The organism is Pseudomonas sp. PVC-3-1, assembly GCF_057444315.1.
Map to the genome: position 1 here is coordinate 6,415,253 of NZ_CM172023.1, position 13,661 is coordinate 6,428,913.

17 protein-coding genes are annotated in these 13,661 nt (G+C 60.0%); 2 read left to right on the forward strand and 15 right to left on the reverse strand.

Annotation, left to right across the window (positions count from 1 at the left end; all coding sequences use genetic code 11):
- Window positions 1-2 precede the first annotated feature (2 nt).
- From AC2T4A_RS29540 to AC2T4A_RS29560, 5 genes are read right to left on the reverse strand one after another with little or no spacing between them, the layout of a single operon-like run.
- On the reverse strand, window positions 3-644 hold the full coding sequence (locus tag AC2T4A_RS29540) for a tetratricopeptide repeat protein (RefSeq protein ID WP_486742436.1): 642 nt from the start codon (window positions 642-644) through the stop codon (window positions 3-5).
- Complete coding sequence (locus tag AC2T4A_RS29545; protein WP_486742437.1) at window positions 641-1,447, reverse strand: SDR family oxidoreductase; 807 nt, start codon at window positions 1,445-1,447, stop codon at window positions 641-643. The genes AC2T4A_RS29540 and AC2T4A_RS29545 overlap by 4 nt, the downstream gene beginning before the upstream one ends.
- Window positions 1,434-2,114, reverse strand: a complete 681-nt coding sequence (locus tag AC2T4A_RS29550; RefSeq protein WP_486742438.1) for an iron-containing redox enzyme family protein — start codon at window positions 2,112-2,114, stop codon at window positions 1,434-1,436. Before AC2T4A_RS29550 ends, AC2T4A_RS29545 begins: the two co-directional genes overlap by 14 nt.
- Before the next feature lie 8 nt (window positions 2,115-2,122).
- Window positions 2,123-3,589, reverse strand: coding sequence for an AMP-binding protein (locus tag AC2T4A_RS29555; RefSeq protein WP_486742439.1), 1,467 nt, complete (start codon window positions 3,587-3,589; stop codon window positions 2,123-2,125).
- On the reverse strand, window positions 3,579-4,256 hold the full coding sequence (locus AC2T4A_RS29560; protein WP_486742440.1) for a thermostable hemolysin: 678 nt from the start codon (window positions 4,254-4,256) through the stop codon (window positions 3,579-3,581). Before AC2T4A_RS29560 ends, AC2T4A_RS29555 begins: the two co-directional genes overlap by 11 nt.
- A 359-nt stretch (window positions 4,257-4,615) precedes the next feature.
- Here AC2T4A_RS29560 and AC2T4A_RS29565 point away from each other — a divergent pair, with 359 nt between their 5' ends.
- Window positions 4,616-5,641 (forward strand): ATP-grasp domain-containing protein, encoded by a 1,026-nt coding sequence (locus AC2T4A_RS29565; RefSeq protein ID WP_486742441.1) that lies wholly within the window; start codon window positions 4,616-4,618, stop codon window positions 5,639-5,641.
- Window positions 5,642-5,966: 325 nt separating this feature from the next.
- Here AC2T4A_RS29565 and AC2T4A_RS29570 read toward each other — a convergent pair whose 3' ends face one another.
- Window positions 5,967-7,220: a hypothetical protein gene (locus AC2T4A_RS29570; RefSeq protein WP_486742442.1), complete on the reverse strand. Its 1,254-nt coding sequence runs from the start codon at window positions 7,218-7,220 to the stop codon at window positions 5,967-5,969.
- A 557-nt stretch (window positions 7,221-7,777) separates the two neighbouring features.
- Here AC2T4A_RS29570 and AC2T4A_RS29575 point away from each other — a divergent pair.
- Window positions 7,778-8,167 (forward strand): hypothetical protein, encoded by a 390-nt coding sequence (locus AC2T4A_RS29575; RefSeq protein WP_256576714.1) that lies wholly within the window; start codon window positions 7,778-7,780, stop codon window positions 8,165-8,167.
- A gap of 41 nt (window positions 8,168-8,208) precedes the next feature.
- On the opposite strand, the gene AC2T4A_RS29580 is transcribed toward AC2T4A_RS29575, so the two are convergent.
- From AC2T4A_RS29580 to AC2T4A_RS29620, 9 genes are all read right to left on the reverse strand, one after another.
- Window positions 8,209-9,204, reverse strand: coding sequence for a hypothetical protein (locus tag AC2T4A_RS29580; protein ID WP_143514269.1), 996 nt, complete (start codon window positions 9,202-9,204; stop codon window positions 8,209-8,211).
- Complete coding sequence (locus tag AC2T4A_RS29585) at window positions 9,161-9,454, reverse strand: hypothetical protein (RefSeq protein ID WP_017522314.1); 294 nt, start codon at window positions 9,452-9,454, stop codon at window positions 9,161-9,163. The genes AC2T4A_RS29580 and AC2T4A_RS29585 overlap by 44 nt, the downstream gene beginning before the upstream one ends.
- Window positions 9,454-10,998, reverse strand: a complete 1,545-nt coding sequence (locus tag AC2T4A_RS29590; protein WP_486742443.1) for a DUF3631 domain-containing protein — start codon at window positions 10,996-10,998, stop codon at window positions 9,454-9,456. The genes AC2T4A_RS29585 and AC2T4A_RS29590 overlap by 1 nt, the downstream gene beginning before the upstream one ends.
- Complete coding sequence (locus AC2T4A_RS29595; protein ID WP_486742444.1) at window positions 10,995-11,918, reverse strand: toprim domain-containing protein; 924 nt, start codon at window positions 11,916-11,918, stop codon at window positions 10,995-10,997. The genes AC2T4A_RS29590 and AC2T4A_RS29595 overlap by 4 nt, the downstream gene beginning before the upstream one ends.
- Before the next feature lie 3 nt (window positions 11,919-11,921).
- Window positions 11,922-12,233, reverse strand: a complete 312-nt coding sequence (locus AC2T4A_RS29600; protein ID WP_486742445.1) for a hypothetical protein — start codon at window positions 12,231-12,233, stop codon at window positions 11,922-11,924.
- Window positions 12,230-12,544, reverse strand: coding sequence for a hypothetical protein (locus AC2T4A_RS29605; RefSeq protein ID WP_486742446.1), 315 nt, complete (start codon window positions 12,542-12,544; stop codon window positions 12,230-12,232). Before AC2T4A_RS29605 ends, AC2T4A_RS29600 begins: the two co-directional genes overlap by 4 nt.
- Window positions 12,531-12,713: a hypothetical protein gene (locus AC2T4A_RS29610; RefSeq protein ID WP_486742447.1), complete on the reverse strand. Its 183-nt coding sequence runs from the start codon at window positions 12,711-12,713 to the stop codon at window positions 12,531-12,533. Before AC2T4A_RS29610 ends, AC2T4A_RS29605 begins: the two co-directional genes overlap by 14 nt.
- Window positions 12,714-12,988: 275 nt before the next feature.
- Window positions 12,989-13,399 (reverse strand): helix-turn-helix domain-containing protein, encoded by a 411-nt coding sequence (locus AC2T4A_RS29615; protein ID WP_486742448.1) that lies wholly within the window; start codon window positions 13,397-13,399, stop codon window positions 12,989-12,991.
- Window positions 13,396-13,629 carry a helix-turn-helix transcriptional regulator gene (locus AC2T4A_RS29620; RefSeq protein WP_486742449.1) on the reverse strand — a complete coding sequence of 78 codons (234 nt, stop codon included), beginning with the start codon at window positions 13,627-13,629 and terminating at the stop codon, window positions 13,396-13,398. Before AC2T4A_RS29620 ends, AC2T4A_RS29615 begins: the two co-directional genes overlap by 4 nt.
- Window positions 13,630-13,661: the final 32 nt, after the last annotated feature.

The window sequence follows — 13,661 nt, forward strand, 5'->3', positions numbered from 1 at the left end:
GCTTAGTCCTGCTTGTCCTTGATCGTCTTGAGTAAAGCATCGATTTCGCCGCGTCGGCCCTGGTCGGCCAGCTCACGGCCGGGCCGTGGCTGCGCCTGCAGTGCTTTCTGCAAAGCCGCACGCGCTTCGACGTAATGCCCTTGGCGATAGAGATGGTCACCCCAGAAGTAGTTGCTGTCGATGCCTTCTGGATTCAACTGCAGCGCCTTGCGCAGCAGCCCATCTGCCTTGTCCGAGTCACCGAACCCGATGGGCCAGCCAGGCACTCGGTCATACAGTGCGCCGAGGCTCGTGTAGGCCGATCCCTGCAAAGCGCTTGCATCGAGAGCCAGGGCCTTCTCCAGGCTTGCCCGGGCCGCTTTCACCTTGCCCAGTGCACCCAGCCCGCCTGTGGCACCGGCCCAACTGCTGGTGACGATTCCATTCCAGATCCAGGCTTCCGCAGCCTGAGGCTGCTCGCGGGTGAAGGCCTCGGCGTCGCTCGCCAGCTTTTCGAAAGCGGCTGCGCGTTGCGCCTCAGGCATCTGGTACTGGATTTGCGCCCAACGTTGCTGGATCGCGCTGAGGTGCTGGCTACCAGCCTGATCGAGCGCCCAGGTCAGTGGGGAGAAGGCAATGAGGCTGGCGAGTATCAGGCGTTTCATTTGCTGTGCTCCTTGGCGTTGGCATCGCTGTAGCGGCGGATCAGTGGGAGCTGCTTGCGCAACGCGCGGTCAACCACGCCGGGCAGCATGCCGTTGAGGCGCACGAAGAGTTTTTCAGGCCATCCCAGGTACAGCTCGTTGCGTTGCTGTTGCACCGCATCAAGTACTGCCCGCGCGACATCGACCGGATCATCCATCCCCACTTTCAGCGCTTGGTTGAGCGCGGTGGCGGCAGTTGTATTCATCGATGTACGGGTGGCACGTGGCGCTGCGTAGAGTACGTCGACCGTGGTATCGGCCAATTCGCGTCGAAGCGCTTCGGAGAATCCGCGCAAGGCGAACTTACTGGCGCTATAGGTCGCGTAGCCGGGATAGCCGATGGAGCCGTAGATGGAGCCAACGTTGACCACCAACGCATGAGGCTGCTCGCGCAACAATGGTAGCAGCAGGCGGGTCAGCTGCAGGGGGGCCTTGATGTTGAGATCCAGCAGGTCGTCCAGCGTGTCTTCGTCGATCTGCTCAAGCAGGGCGAAGCGGTTCACGCCTGCGGCGTTGATCAGCACGTTCACGCCGCCCATGGCCCAGGCAGCGGTGGCTACCTCCTGCCGGCCATTCTTGGTACGAAGATCAGCAGAGTGCCAGCGCAACTGATTGGGATAACGGTTCATGAGCACCGCCAGACCGCCAAGGTGCCGGCTGATGGCCAGCACTCGGGCGCCACCAGCACACAGCTGGCTGGCCAGTTCCAGGCCAATGCCGCCGCTGGCACCGGTCAATACCACCACCGACTCACGCAAGCGCATGCTGCACCTCTGGCTGGTGGGCTCGCGGTAGGCCTCGGAACATCTCGGTGTACAGCTGGTAGACGACCTTGGCGGAATGAATCACCGCCTCTTGATCTTCCGGACGATCCAGGCGGTTCATCAGCTCGCGATAGGTTGCCATGTGATCCTGGTCGAGCGCGCCGTGGGAGCTCAGGTAGCTGAATGCCGTCGGCGGCAGGCCAAGTCCTTGCTGGATGCTGCCGGCGGCCTGGGTAGCCAGGGCGATACTGGTACCTTCGAGGACGTTGACCATGCCGAACAGGCCGACGGGATTGTCGCGGGCAATCAAGTCATAAAGGAAGGCCACCATCAGCTCGATCGGCAGGCTGGGGCGGCTGTTACGCACCTGCTCCGCGTCGCCACCGCAGGCTGCAATGTCGTTGAGAATCCACTGCTCGTGGCCGTACTCCTCCTCGATGTATTCGCAGACTGCACCGCGCAACCATTCAAGTCGGCTGGGCAGACGAGCGCCGCACGCCATCATCAGTGGCACAGTATGGCGAACGTGGTGATAGGCCTGAGTGAGGAAGGCGATGTAACCCTCTAGGCTGACAACGCCACCCAGGGCATCGCGAATGACAGGGACGCTGAAAAGTGCCTGGCGTTCCTGAGTGGTTGCTGATTGGAGAGTGTCGAAGAAATTCATGGCTGGCCTCAGGGTTGCGAGAGTTCAGTGATGAGGGGCTGGTGGCGACGGAGGATTTCCAGGCGGCGCGGTCGGCCGTTACTGGTAAGGGTTCCGTCAGCACCGCTAAAGGGGCTGGGTAGGCGTCTCCAGGCATGAACCCGTGCGTAATCGGGTAAGCCGGCGTTGCATTGCTGCACAGCCTGTTCGATGACTTCGTCGCTGATGCCAGGGTCGATGGGCCAGAGCAATGCGAAGTTGCGCGGCAGCCCCTCGCCGTGGACGAAGGCCTGGAGGATTACGCCCGTCTGGGAAAGCTCGGCCTCGATCCACTCGGGATTCACGTTGCGACCGAAGCTGGTGATGAACTGGTTTTTTTTGCGGCCAGCCAGGTAGAGGAATCCAGCAGCGTCGAAATGGCCGAGATCGCCGGTTGGCCACCATTCCCCGTCGAAAGAAGGTTCGCCCAAGTAGCCCAGCAGGGTAGAACCGCGAACCAGCACTTCCCCGTCATCAGCGATACGCACCTGGACGTGCGGCAGAGGGCGGCCCACGCTGCCTGGATGCTGATTACCAGGGCGGTTCAGGCAAACCACGGAGGCGCATTCGGAGAGCCCGTAGCCTTCGAAGACCGGAAGCCCCACTGCTTCGGCGCGCTCCAGCAAGCTGCTCGCGACTTTGGCACCACCTACTGCGACGAATCGCAGGGGGCCGACTTTCATCATGCCGCGCTCGATGGCGGTGACCAGGCCAAGCAGGAGTTGTGGTACCAGGATCAGGCTCTCGGCGCCGCTGAGTGCAATGGTGCCGAGGAAGCGTTTCCAGTCGACCTGGCTGGCGCCACCGATGCCCATCTGCGCTTGCGGGTAGAGCGTGATGCCGGCTCCCGCCAGTAGGGCAGCATAAATACCGAGGTTCTCCAGCAGGACGGCCAGCGGAAGCACTGCGAGGTACTTCGTGGGCTCGGTGGGACGGCTCGCCGCTTCGAGCTCCTGTGCGACGCACAGCAGTGAAGAGGCGCTCAGGCATACGCCCTTGGGCGACCCGGTGCTCCCGGAGGTGTAGGTGATCTTGGCAGTGCCTGCCGGTAGATCGGCGTCGACAACGGCCGGCCGCTCCCAGAAGCGCTTGCCTGGTGTAAAACCGGCTGCTTGCAAATCTTCCGCGAAGGCGTCGTTGGCAACGGCCAGTGTCGCCTGGGTCTGCATCAAACAATGCAGGCGCTGTGCGGCACTAAAAAAGGGCGGGAGGATGACACAGGGGCGCTCAGCGAAAAGTGCGGCCAGATCCCAGAAGAGCGCTTCGGGGCCGTTCTCCAATGCGAGGGCAAACGGCCCTTCGGGTTGCTCTCGCAACCAGGCTTCGCGACGTTCAACTTCAGCCAGAAGCTGGGCATAGGTGACGTTGCCCGTGATTCCGCGTACAGCCACTTTCGACGCATGCTCCGTGGCGTGCGCCTGCAGCACCTCACGAAAGGCATTCAGTTCATGCGGCATGGCCGGCCTCCTGCAGCAGCATCGGGAAACCCATGCGCTTGTACACACCCGTGCGCTCCAGTTCTTCATGGCCGTAACCGATGTTTCCTGCGTAGACCAGTGGATGCTGCGCGTAATAGCTGCCCCAGCTGGCCAGTTCGCCATTCAGACGACGCGGATCTGCTTCGGCGATGACGGTTGGTTCCAATCCCAATCGGTGGAAGCTGTTGACCAGGGTGGAGGCGCCGGTAAAGGCGACCCACTGCAGGTCGCGCGCAGCCAGCAGCCAGGTCACGGCAGTGATGATTACGCGCGCACTGCCAGCACTCAGGGCAGCAAGGTTGCCTACCTCGACCAACTGCTCACGCTCGACGGCACGACCTGCAAGCCGCGACACAACGCCCTCCAGCGGCTCGTCCAGGTAGTGCTCAAGAAACAGCGGCCCGTGACTGGCCGGACGAATGCCTGCGGCTGCGATCAAGCGCCCGCGGCTGTCCTGAAGCCCGATGAGCTCCGGTAGATAGTGGTGGATGTCAGCGTGGTGGATGGACTCGAAACGCGCGTGAATGAAGGTTTCAAGCTCCTCGCGGTCGGAGTCGCCCTCGCGGCGCAAGGTCAGACGGGCTTGTCGCTCGATGACGGAGCCAAAGTGGAATGGAAATAGGCTGCTCCATTCTTGCTGGGTCATGGTGATCCCCCCAGGGGTCGTTCGATGAGGGGAGTATCAGCGGCGAATCTGAAAGTAGTCTGAAGTCGCTGAGAGTCAGCGGCGGTGGAAATGAAATATCCGGCACGCCCGTTATAAGGGCATCTCCAGCCGTAGGGCTTGGCTGAGCCACAGTCGATGCACTTCAGGTTCTTTTAAGGATTCCACGCGCATTCTCTGTGCTACAGCGCAGTAATGGATGGCAGGAGTGCCAGGCTGAAGAACTCGGGCTTCCTCTGCTCCATCAGAGCGATGGTTCAGGCGAAGCCAGGTGAGGGTGTGAAAAGAGGGACGTCATTGTTCTGCCCTGTTTATTGGCGTACTGCTGGCAGAGTATTCAATTGGACAATCATTCTCGCACGGGTCGCCCGTCGACCTATTTGGTCACCGCTATTGGTTCCTACTGCGCAGAAGCGGTGATCCAATCCCTTCGCCGCCTGCCCCAGACGCGGGTCCTCGGAGTCAGCACCCTGCCCCGGGAGTGGAGCGCCAACTCCGTCCTACTCGATGCCTTCCATCGCGTCCCTCCCGCCCGCGACGTGCCCGCCTATATCGCGCGCATATTGGAGGTCTGCCATGTGGAGCAGGTGACTCATGTGCTGCCGCTGATCGACCTCGAGGTGGATGCTTTCTCGCCGTACCGCAAGTTGTTCAGCGACCGCGGCATCACGCTGTGCATGGCTCCCGCCGAGACGGTACATGTGGCCCGGGACAAATGGCTGGTCTACGACAGGTTCCGCGATCATCCTTTGGTGCACCCGATCCCAACATGGAAAATGGAAGACCCGGAGATCGACAACCTGCCTTTCCCGTTGCATGCCAAGCCGCGCGATGGCCGCAGCAGCGAAGGGCTGGCGCGGATCATGGACGGCGACGACCTGGCCTATCTACGCAGGAAGCTCAGGGGACGCTCCTACGTCGTGCAGCCGCTGCTGGATGGCGACGTCTGCGTCGTCGATATCGTGCGGCAGCGGGCAAGTGGTCAATGGGCGGCGATGGGGCGCCAGGAGCTGGTGCGCACCTCCAATGGCGCTGGGGTGACCGTGCAGATGCTCGACGAGCCGGCGCTGATCAACGCCGCGAATCAGATCGCGCTGGCACTGAATCTCGATGGCTGCATCAACATCGAGTTCCTAGTCGGCGGCGACTGGCCCCTAGTCATGGACATCAATCCACGGTTTTCCGGAGGCGTCGAATTCACTCATCGATCAGGTTACGACATGGTGAACAATCACCTGCGCTGTTTCACTGGTGACGTACTCGACCCGCCAGTTATTCCGACGCCGGTCATTCATGCTCGACGTTATGTGGAGACGACATTCGAAGCTCTCGAGGTTGGACCAACGGCGATACTTCGACCTTGCTGATGCAGGCACTGGACGGAAAGAAGGAAGGCAGTGGCGGGATTCAAGGTCCAGGTTGGTGTATTGATCGCCTGGGAACCCCGTAGTCACTGTGTTTGAGGGTAGCGACGAAACAACAACCAACCTAGGAAAAAACTCATACATAGTGTGTGTGCGGGGCTCGAATTACCCTCACGAACTCCGTATCTGCTAGGGGCCCCCTCTCGCTACCGGCTGTAACTGCCCCCCCCCTAGAAGACTTCAGCACCAAACCAATTTGACCGCCGAGGCTGGGAGTGCCGAAACTTTAATGAAATGGCTAAAGATAGGTATCGACGTACAAGCTAATTCACTGCGCGACAGAGGCATCTTTTATCTTTATCGCTGCCCAGTTCGCCAGAGCGTAGCGAATTAGCTTTATGCACTCACTGTAACGATGGTTAGACTGCCTATCTACACTTCCACTATATATGCTGATTCGCGGCCGTTGATTGAACTCGCCGAATGCAAACTCGCCTGCGTGAAAATGTGCGGACCGCACAGAACCGTGCATAAAGTTGAGGAGATGTTCAACATTTTGCGTCGGCTGTGCGTAGTGACGGACAAATGAGCTCGGATCGGTATATTTTGCATCTGATTTGCACAGAGCATCGATCGCGGCAACTAGATAAGATAACTTCACTGTGGGGAGGCTCTTTCCTGCAGTTAGCGCTAGCTGATAGAGAAAAGCACAATTATCAAATGCTGACTGGATCTTGATTTCACAACGATCTAGTGAAGCAATAAGCCTTCTTGCTTCGGAAGGAAACTTTATGCTTTCTCCGGCATATCTAATGCGGGGGTGCAGAGAGTGCTCATACTTTCCGAGCCTGCAAGCTTTCCCCTTCCGTGGCATCTCCTCCATCTTCGGTCCTTTATATATATATCCTAGCTGACGAAGTTCGCAGGAAGGGGTATTAGAGTTGTCTATTGTCCAGCGCTGCTCATGGGCGGGCGCGTATATTCCAAGATCCAAGATCAGTGAGAGTCGCGCCGCCCATTTGTTGCCTATGTTAGTAGCAAGAACTGAAGCATGAAAAGCATCAATGGCCTCGACATTCAGATCAATGGAGATATAACGCTCGGCATTCATGAGTTGAGGATTTGGGTCTTCTGGATCTACCGGGGCAATTCGTAGATTGTTTCCGAACCAATACTCACCATCCAGTCGCTCCCCTGTGTAGCAAAACCAGATGCGCCGAAAGAAATTAATCTTCTTTGCTCCCAAGGCACTTGCAAGGGATTCAACTATCAGCTTGTTGAATAACATCTCTATCAGGTCGGAATCCTGGCTCTCAAACTCAATTAACCTTAATTCATCATACTCACTCGCAACAACACGGACCAAGAGACCGCCTGAGATGTCATCTTTCTTTAGAGAAATCGCAGACTCATCAATGTAGTCGCCATTTGCATCATAGTAACTGCATCCGCTTGAGGACTCACTGTAAAAATTAAGTGCCGAATCGAGGTACTCTAAAAATAGTCGTTGCTTACCAGCATCTTCTATACTGGATAGCGAGAAGCTGTTCTTTAGAGGGGTGCGAAGTTCTGCGTCCTGCACGTTAGTTCCTTCATAGAGTTCTGCATGAATAGCCGGCTAGAAGCATTGACAGAGCACGTGTCATGTCCCGTCTGATACGAAACAGCGTACGACGCTCATGGCGCCATTTTTGTCCCTATTCTTAATGGACGGGTCAGTAACTATAGATTGGTTTTCCAACTCTGAGCTCAAATCGGCGACATTCAATAGTAAGGCATGGCGGGCAGAGCTGGGTCGGGCGATGTACAACGCTCTGTCCTTCCGGATATCGCTGCGCCCCTTGTGCTGCGAGGCCTGCACGGGTATTCAACCAGAAAAAGACCTGTACATCGAAAATTGAAGAATGCTCACCCTGCACAGTCTCCAAAATAGCCTGCATCCCAGATAAATCGCGGCCTCCGGGCAGCTTCTGTATGGCCTGTGGTGGAGCATCCGAAAAATCGAAAATTTCTGCCTTACCACGCGGCTCGACGCCTCCCCCGTGGGGGTGGGGGGTATGCCAGGGTCCCCACCACTGGCCATCCCGACCTGAGAATCAATAGAATCAATCAACATCAGCACTAACAGGGACGCTCAGCATGAAAGGAAGTATGTTCACATTCGCGTTGCTCGCTTGGATTGGTAGTAGTTCAGCACTGGCTGCCGAATTCAGTGCTGCAGATATCTGCAAAGCCACCGTAGCTGTCGAGATGGGCCGTAACACCAAGGGTATGAAGTCGAGCAGCGCATCGTCCTCTGTCCAGATTTCCTATCGTCGCGACGATGGCAACCTCTATAAATACCAATGCAAGATCGACGATACGTCCGCCGTATGGCGCGCCTTCCTGAGTGATACCGGCACTTGGGGACGCTGGAGGAACTCCTACGAAATGGGAGACGCACGAACCAGCTATAGCATCGCCAACGGTGTTCTGAGCATCGAGAACGACCAGCTTGGAACAAAGACGTTTACGAAGAAGGATTTCTAAAAGAAAGCCCGGCGAGTGCCGGGCTTTTTCGTAACTGGGGCTTAAACCGCTCCTTTCACCAGGCCCTCCAGGGAAACCTCGTCGGAGGCATCCACCACCTCCGTGCGGGTGAGAGTCTCGCGGTCCTGCGTGCCGAACAGAGGGATGTGCAGTTTCGTCAGGTGCGCCCCCCAGCCCCCGTTGATCCGATCCGCTGCAACCAGGTGAGCACCGATGCCGGCCAAGATCTTGGCTGCAGTGTTCCACTCCTCGGCGTACTTGCTCCACAGGGCCTCCGACAGCGCAGACTTGGCTACCTGTTCGCGCTGCCTGGAGTCGGCGGCCTGCTGCTTCATGTTGGCCACTTCGCCGTCCATGGTCTCGATGGTGCGGCGCTTCACTCGGATGGTGGCCTCGGTCGCCAGCGCCAGCTCCACAGCTTTCTCCAGTTGCGTGCGTGCAGCTTTCTCGGCCTTGGCGTCTTCCGCCTGGGCGAGTGCCTGACCGGCTGCTTGCTCAGCCGATTCCGCCGCGGACTGTGCTACAGCAATTTCCTCTTCGATGCCCTGGCTTCGCGTTGCGGCCTGCTCAATGCGAGTCTGTAGCGAGGCCTGCAGGCGCTGTTCGGTTTTGATCTGCTCCATCGCCTGGGCAATGGCGGCGCCCGCCGACTCGGCTTTCTCGACCAGCTCCAGGCTACGCTCGGTCTCCTGCACTAGCCCGCGCAGAGTGTTGATGCGCGCCCTGGTATTCGATAGCTCTTCCATCACCTCGTGGCTGCCGTTGTCGATGTGATGCAAGGTCGTGCGCACGACCTTCTTTCGCAGTTCCACCAGCTTGGTTTCCAGGCCGGGGACTCGTGCCTCCAGTTGCTCGATTTCTTCCAGGTACTCATCCCGCTGTTGGAGCAGTTGTTCAGTTCGGGTGGACAGCGGGTGTTTCTGCGTTGCAGCTTTCATGTGACCTCCATAGGTCAAAGTAAGCGCCAGCCCTGCGGCCAGCGCAGGGTCGGTGTTACTCAGTGATCTCGGCGCCGGGCCAGCGCCAGCGCGCTTCAATCAGTGCCTCTTCGAATGTCAGTGGCGGCGTGATCATCGTGCACAGCGGCTTGCCGCCCTGCGTGATCGCCCAGTGCATGCGACGCGTTTTGCCATCCATTGAGCCCAGCTCTGCGAGCAGTTCGAGGCGGTGCCGGCGCACGTACTGGCGGACCTCTTCGGTGAGCCGGCTACCAGGTGAAATGCTGACCTTGTTGCCGCTGATACGGGCGGCGAAACCGCGTTCGGTGAGGAAGTCGAGGGCTGACATCAGAACTCCTCCCGATCAGTTTCATCGTGAGAAGTCGCCTTCGCCTTGCCTGCCCCTTTCCTTGGAGGGGGTGTTTTATCCGTAACATCGTCACAACCCGCGCCAGCCGTGGCTTCTGGCGATTTTTCATCCGTCACGGATGGGGGCTGTGTGACGCTTCCAGATTGGCTGGAAGCCGCGCCGTTACTGGTTTGTGCCGATGTGACGCTTGTGACGGGGGTACTAGGGGAAAGGTATCGACCAAAAGCGTCACGGAACTGCTCGAGGGAGTAGCCCTTTTTCGTCATGACGCCGACACGGACGGTGCCCGATTTCACGCCGAAATCGGCCAGCTTTGCGGACAGCTGACGGGGCGACATTGCCTTGCCTCTGTTCCACGTCGACCAGGGTGCTTCCTCATCCGCGATGAGGTATTCGAGCAACTCGGCGCTGAATAGCTTCGTGGCCTTCTTGGCATCGAATGCAGCCTTCACATCACCCAGCAACTCGACGCCGACACTGGGCGCATCACCCTCCAGACCGTGCAATGCGATTGCGGCAGTGCGTGCCGACTTCGGCCAGTGAGCGCCGGCCTGATCCGCGATCGCCAGCAGCGGTTCCCAGGAGTCGTTGGCGCGATCGTTAAGCCCTTCGATGGGCTTCGGCCGTGCCTTGCCGATCGCCTCGGAGTTGTCCTGTGCAAAGCGCGCCAGCCGCGAGCGCAGTTGCTCCCATAGGGCTGGGTCAGAGTGGCGCAGGTTCTCAACGCTCTCGCCCGGAGTGCGTCGACGTAGGCGCAGGGGCACGCTCCGATCAGCCAGTGTGTCGGCAATGCGGCCGATACCACAGAGCGCTTTCGCGCCCCATACGTTGAACGGCGTGGGTATGTGGTCGTCGCCCACGCAGCGGATGACCACTGCGCTATCCCGAGTGAAACCAGCATTGAGGATGCCGCGGGCGTCTTCGTGTGCAGCAAGGAAGGCGTCCACCTCATCGATCAGCAGCGTCGGAGACCACAGTTCGATGGAGCGGAACAGCGCAGCCGGCCCGATGTTCGACACCTGCAGCGGGCGATTAACCAGCTTGCCCAGGGCAGTGAGCAGGACCGATTTACCGCAGCGCTTCTCCGGAGCCGTGATGTTAGCGATGGGGGCTATCTGCACTACATCGACCAACCAGGTGAAGGTTGCCCACAGCGCGGCGGCGCGGAGCGTTTCCTTCTCTGCAATGACATGCCGGGCAAGCGCCTGAGTAACGTCATCCAGAAGCTCGGCACCATCCACCGGCTTTGACCAGGGCTCCACGTCGGCGAAGATGCTTTGCCCTGCAGCAGCTCCTGCGTCCGATTCGGCCGAGACGGTCAGGCGATCGAACTCCGCCATGCTCAGCATCTTGGTTTCCTTCACCTGGATGCGTAGACGGGCGAAGGCGGCAGGGTCTTTGCTGCGCATCGAACGCAGCTCCTCGAGCACGGCCGGCGCGTACAAGGCGCCAGCGTCCTCGGAGAGGTTGTGGATGGCTTCCTGTATCGGGCTCTTGGCCTTCAGAGTGATCGGGCTACTCATGCGCCAGCCCTCCACACGTGCAGGTCGTTGAAGTCGGTGAGGGATGGCGGCGCGTCGTCGGGCCAGTCGGGGAAGGTCACCAGCGCGCCAGCGGCGAGTGCTGCCGCAGTAGCCGCATTGCGCCCCGGATTGCCGGGTGTGTTGCGGTCGTCGTCACCAGCAACCACCAACTGCACCTGGTCGCCGTAGCGGGCCTTGAGCGCCAGCGTCACAGGCATCAGGTTGCCGGCGTTCATCGCGCAGGCCACAGCCATGCCGGAGCTCTCGTGGATGGTCGCGCCAGTTGCCCAGCCTTCGCAGATGTACAGCGGCTTGCCGGCCGTGATCTGGCCGAGCGGTGAGTAGCAGCCGGTGACGCGCCCTCCGAAGAGGAAGCGCTTGCGGCCGGTGGCGCCGATGCGCTGCAGGTTGACCAGCTCGCCGGAGTGGTAGAGCGGCACAAGCAGTTCACCGGCTCGTTGTCGCAGCGCGTAGGAGCGAACGTGCTTGCTGGTGAGGTAGGCGTGAGCGGGATCGGCGCGACGGGCACTTTCCCACCAACGGTGGGAAAGCTCTGCCGCGGCCTGCTGGCGTTGTTGCTGTTCGGCCTGCCGCTGTGCCCGAGCCTGCTCGATCCGCTGCCGGCTTTCCTCAAGCTCGGTGGAGGAGAGCTCGCCGGCGCTGCTCCAGTGATGCACCTGGGCGCTCTTCCACGTACCGAAGGCGCCAGCTGCTACCCCATCCACGAACAGCACGTACCAGCCATTGCGACTGCCGGCGCGATCGCCCGGCACGTGGAAGCGATGAATGCTTCCGTCGCCTTTAGGTAGCCAATCCAACTGCCCGAAGATGCCCTGCAGGGCCTCGCGGAAAGCGTGTTCCACTTTCTGCAGGCAAGCCGATCCCGTCAGCGCTACGCGGCGCTGTTGAAAAGTCGTCATGGATTACTCCTTGGTCAGGCCGTTGAATGCCTTGGCAGTGGGAGTGGGCGCCTGCAGCATGGCGCTCAGTTCATCGCGCGCTCGCAGCCGGGCCTGGGTCATCGCCTCGCAGGTCTGCGCGACGCCATACACCGTTCCGCCGTACACGTTCAGCACGCTCTCAGGGCGAACGCCCCGCAACTTGCTGGCTGCCTTCTTCGCTTCTCGGCGCTTGGCGAAGGGACCGCACACACCGAAGGGCAGGACGGGCCGGCGCTCATCGAGGACGAAGAAGTAGCCAACGGCCTGGCTGCGCTTAGGAGCGAATGCCTTCATGCCGCACCTCCCTGCGCCAGCACCTTGGATGGGCCTGAGGTGAGCACGTCGCGTGCATCGTGAGCAGCGCCCACATGGCGATGGCGCCAGCAGAAGTTGGAGGACAGCACCTGGACGTTTTCCAGATGGGCACCGAGCTCTTGGCTGAGCGAGGACTGCCAGCCACCCACAGCAGGGATGACGACCAGGCGGATCAGGTTGGCCAAGTGCTCGAACTCCGCGCGGGCGGCGTTCATGTAGGCCATGTCCATGTCGCTGAGGCGAGCGTCGCCCAGCAGTTCGACGAAGCCGAGGCGATTAACTTTCTGCATGGTCCACCCCCTGCGCTTCGAGCGCGCGGACTTTGGCCATGGCGGCGTTGTAGCGAGCGAGACGAACAGAGAGGGAGGAATCAGCACGGAGTGCAGCCAGGGCGCAGGCGCGATGGAAGCGTGCTCGTGCTTTGGACGGATTGAGCGTAAGGACACGACGCTTGGTCATGGGAAAAGCTCCAATTCGAAGGATCTTTTCCGCCCAACTGACGCCAATCAGGGAGGGCGGAACCGTGTGGCGTTGGCGTACCGGGAATTGGAACCGGCGCATCCGAAGATGCCACCACACGGCCCACCCATAGAGGTGCGCGCGTGCAGCGGACACAAAAAAACCGCTCGTAGGCGGTGTGTCCGCCAATTCGTCCGGGACGCCAATCCCGGTCACGGGATTTACCGTGACGGGCAAACCATACCCCCGGCGGGAGGTGAGTGCAAGGGTGTCCATTACGCACCGCCCTCGGAGCAGGCGCCCCGGGTAGCTCGCGCTACAGCGAAGTGGTCCTGCCTCACTTTGCTTACCGCATTGATGGGCTGCCGTGCCCTACGCCGATCCTTCCGGCCACGCTGCGAGCAATCCAATTGCGGGATATTCCCGCATTTAGTTTTGGACTCATCGCAGGGCAGCGTGCCGATGTAGTACAGCGCCACCCGCTGATGTTTGCGGCCGTGCTCATCGGTCTTGGTTACCAGGTGGGTCTTGATCGGATAGCCGCGATCGCGGAGCTCTTGGATGCGTGCGGCCGGATGAAGGATGTTGAGCTCAGCCCGAGCAGTGAGGGTATCTACAGGGCCTTCTTGAACCCGAGCTAGCAGGCGCGCGCGCTGCGCCTCGGTCGAGATGTCGAGGACACTCATACCGCTGCACCATCGCGCTTAGCGATCTTGTTCTGCAGCCAGGCCTCCACCTCGGCAACGACGTAGTACGCAGCAGCTTGGCGGGTCGGGCTGTCCTTGATCGGTTTGGGAAAGCTGGGGTCCTTCGCCTTGAGCTTGTCGAGACCGCCAGGGGTGATGTCCAGCCAACTGCAGAGGGAGGTTTTTCGAATCAGCGCCTTTGCGGGCGATTGCTTGGGTTGGGTGTGCATGTAGATGGCTCCGTATGACTACGGCGCCATCT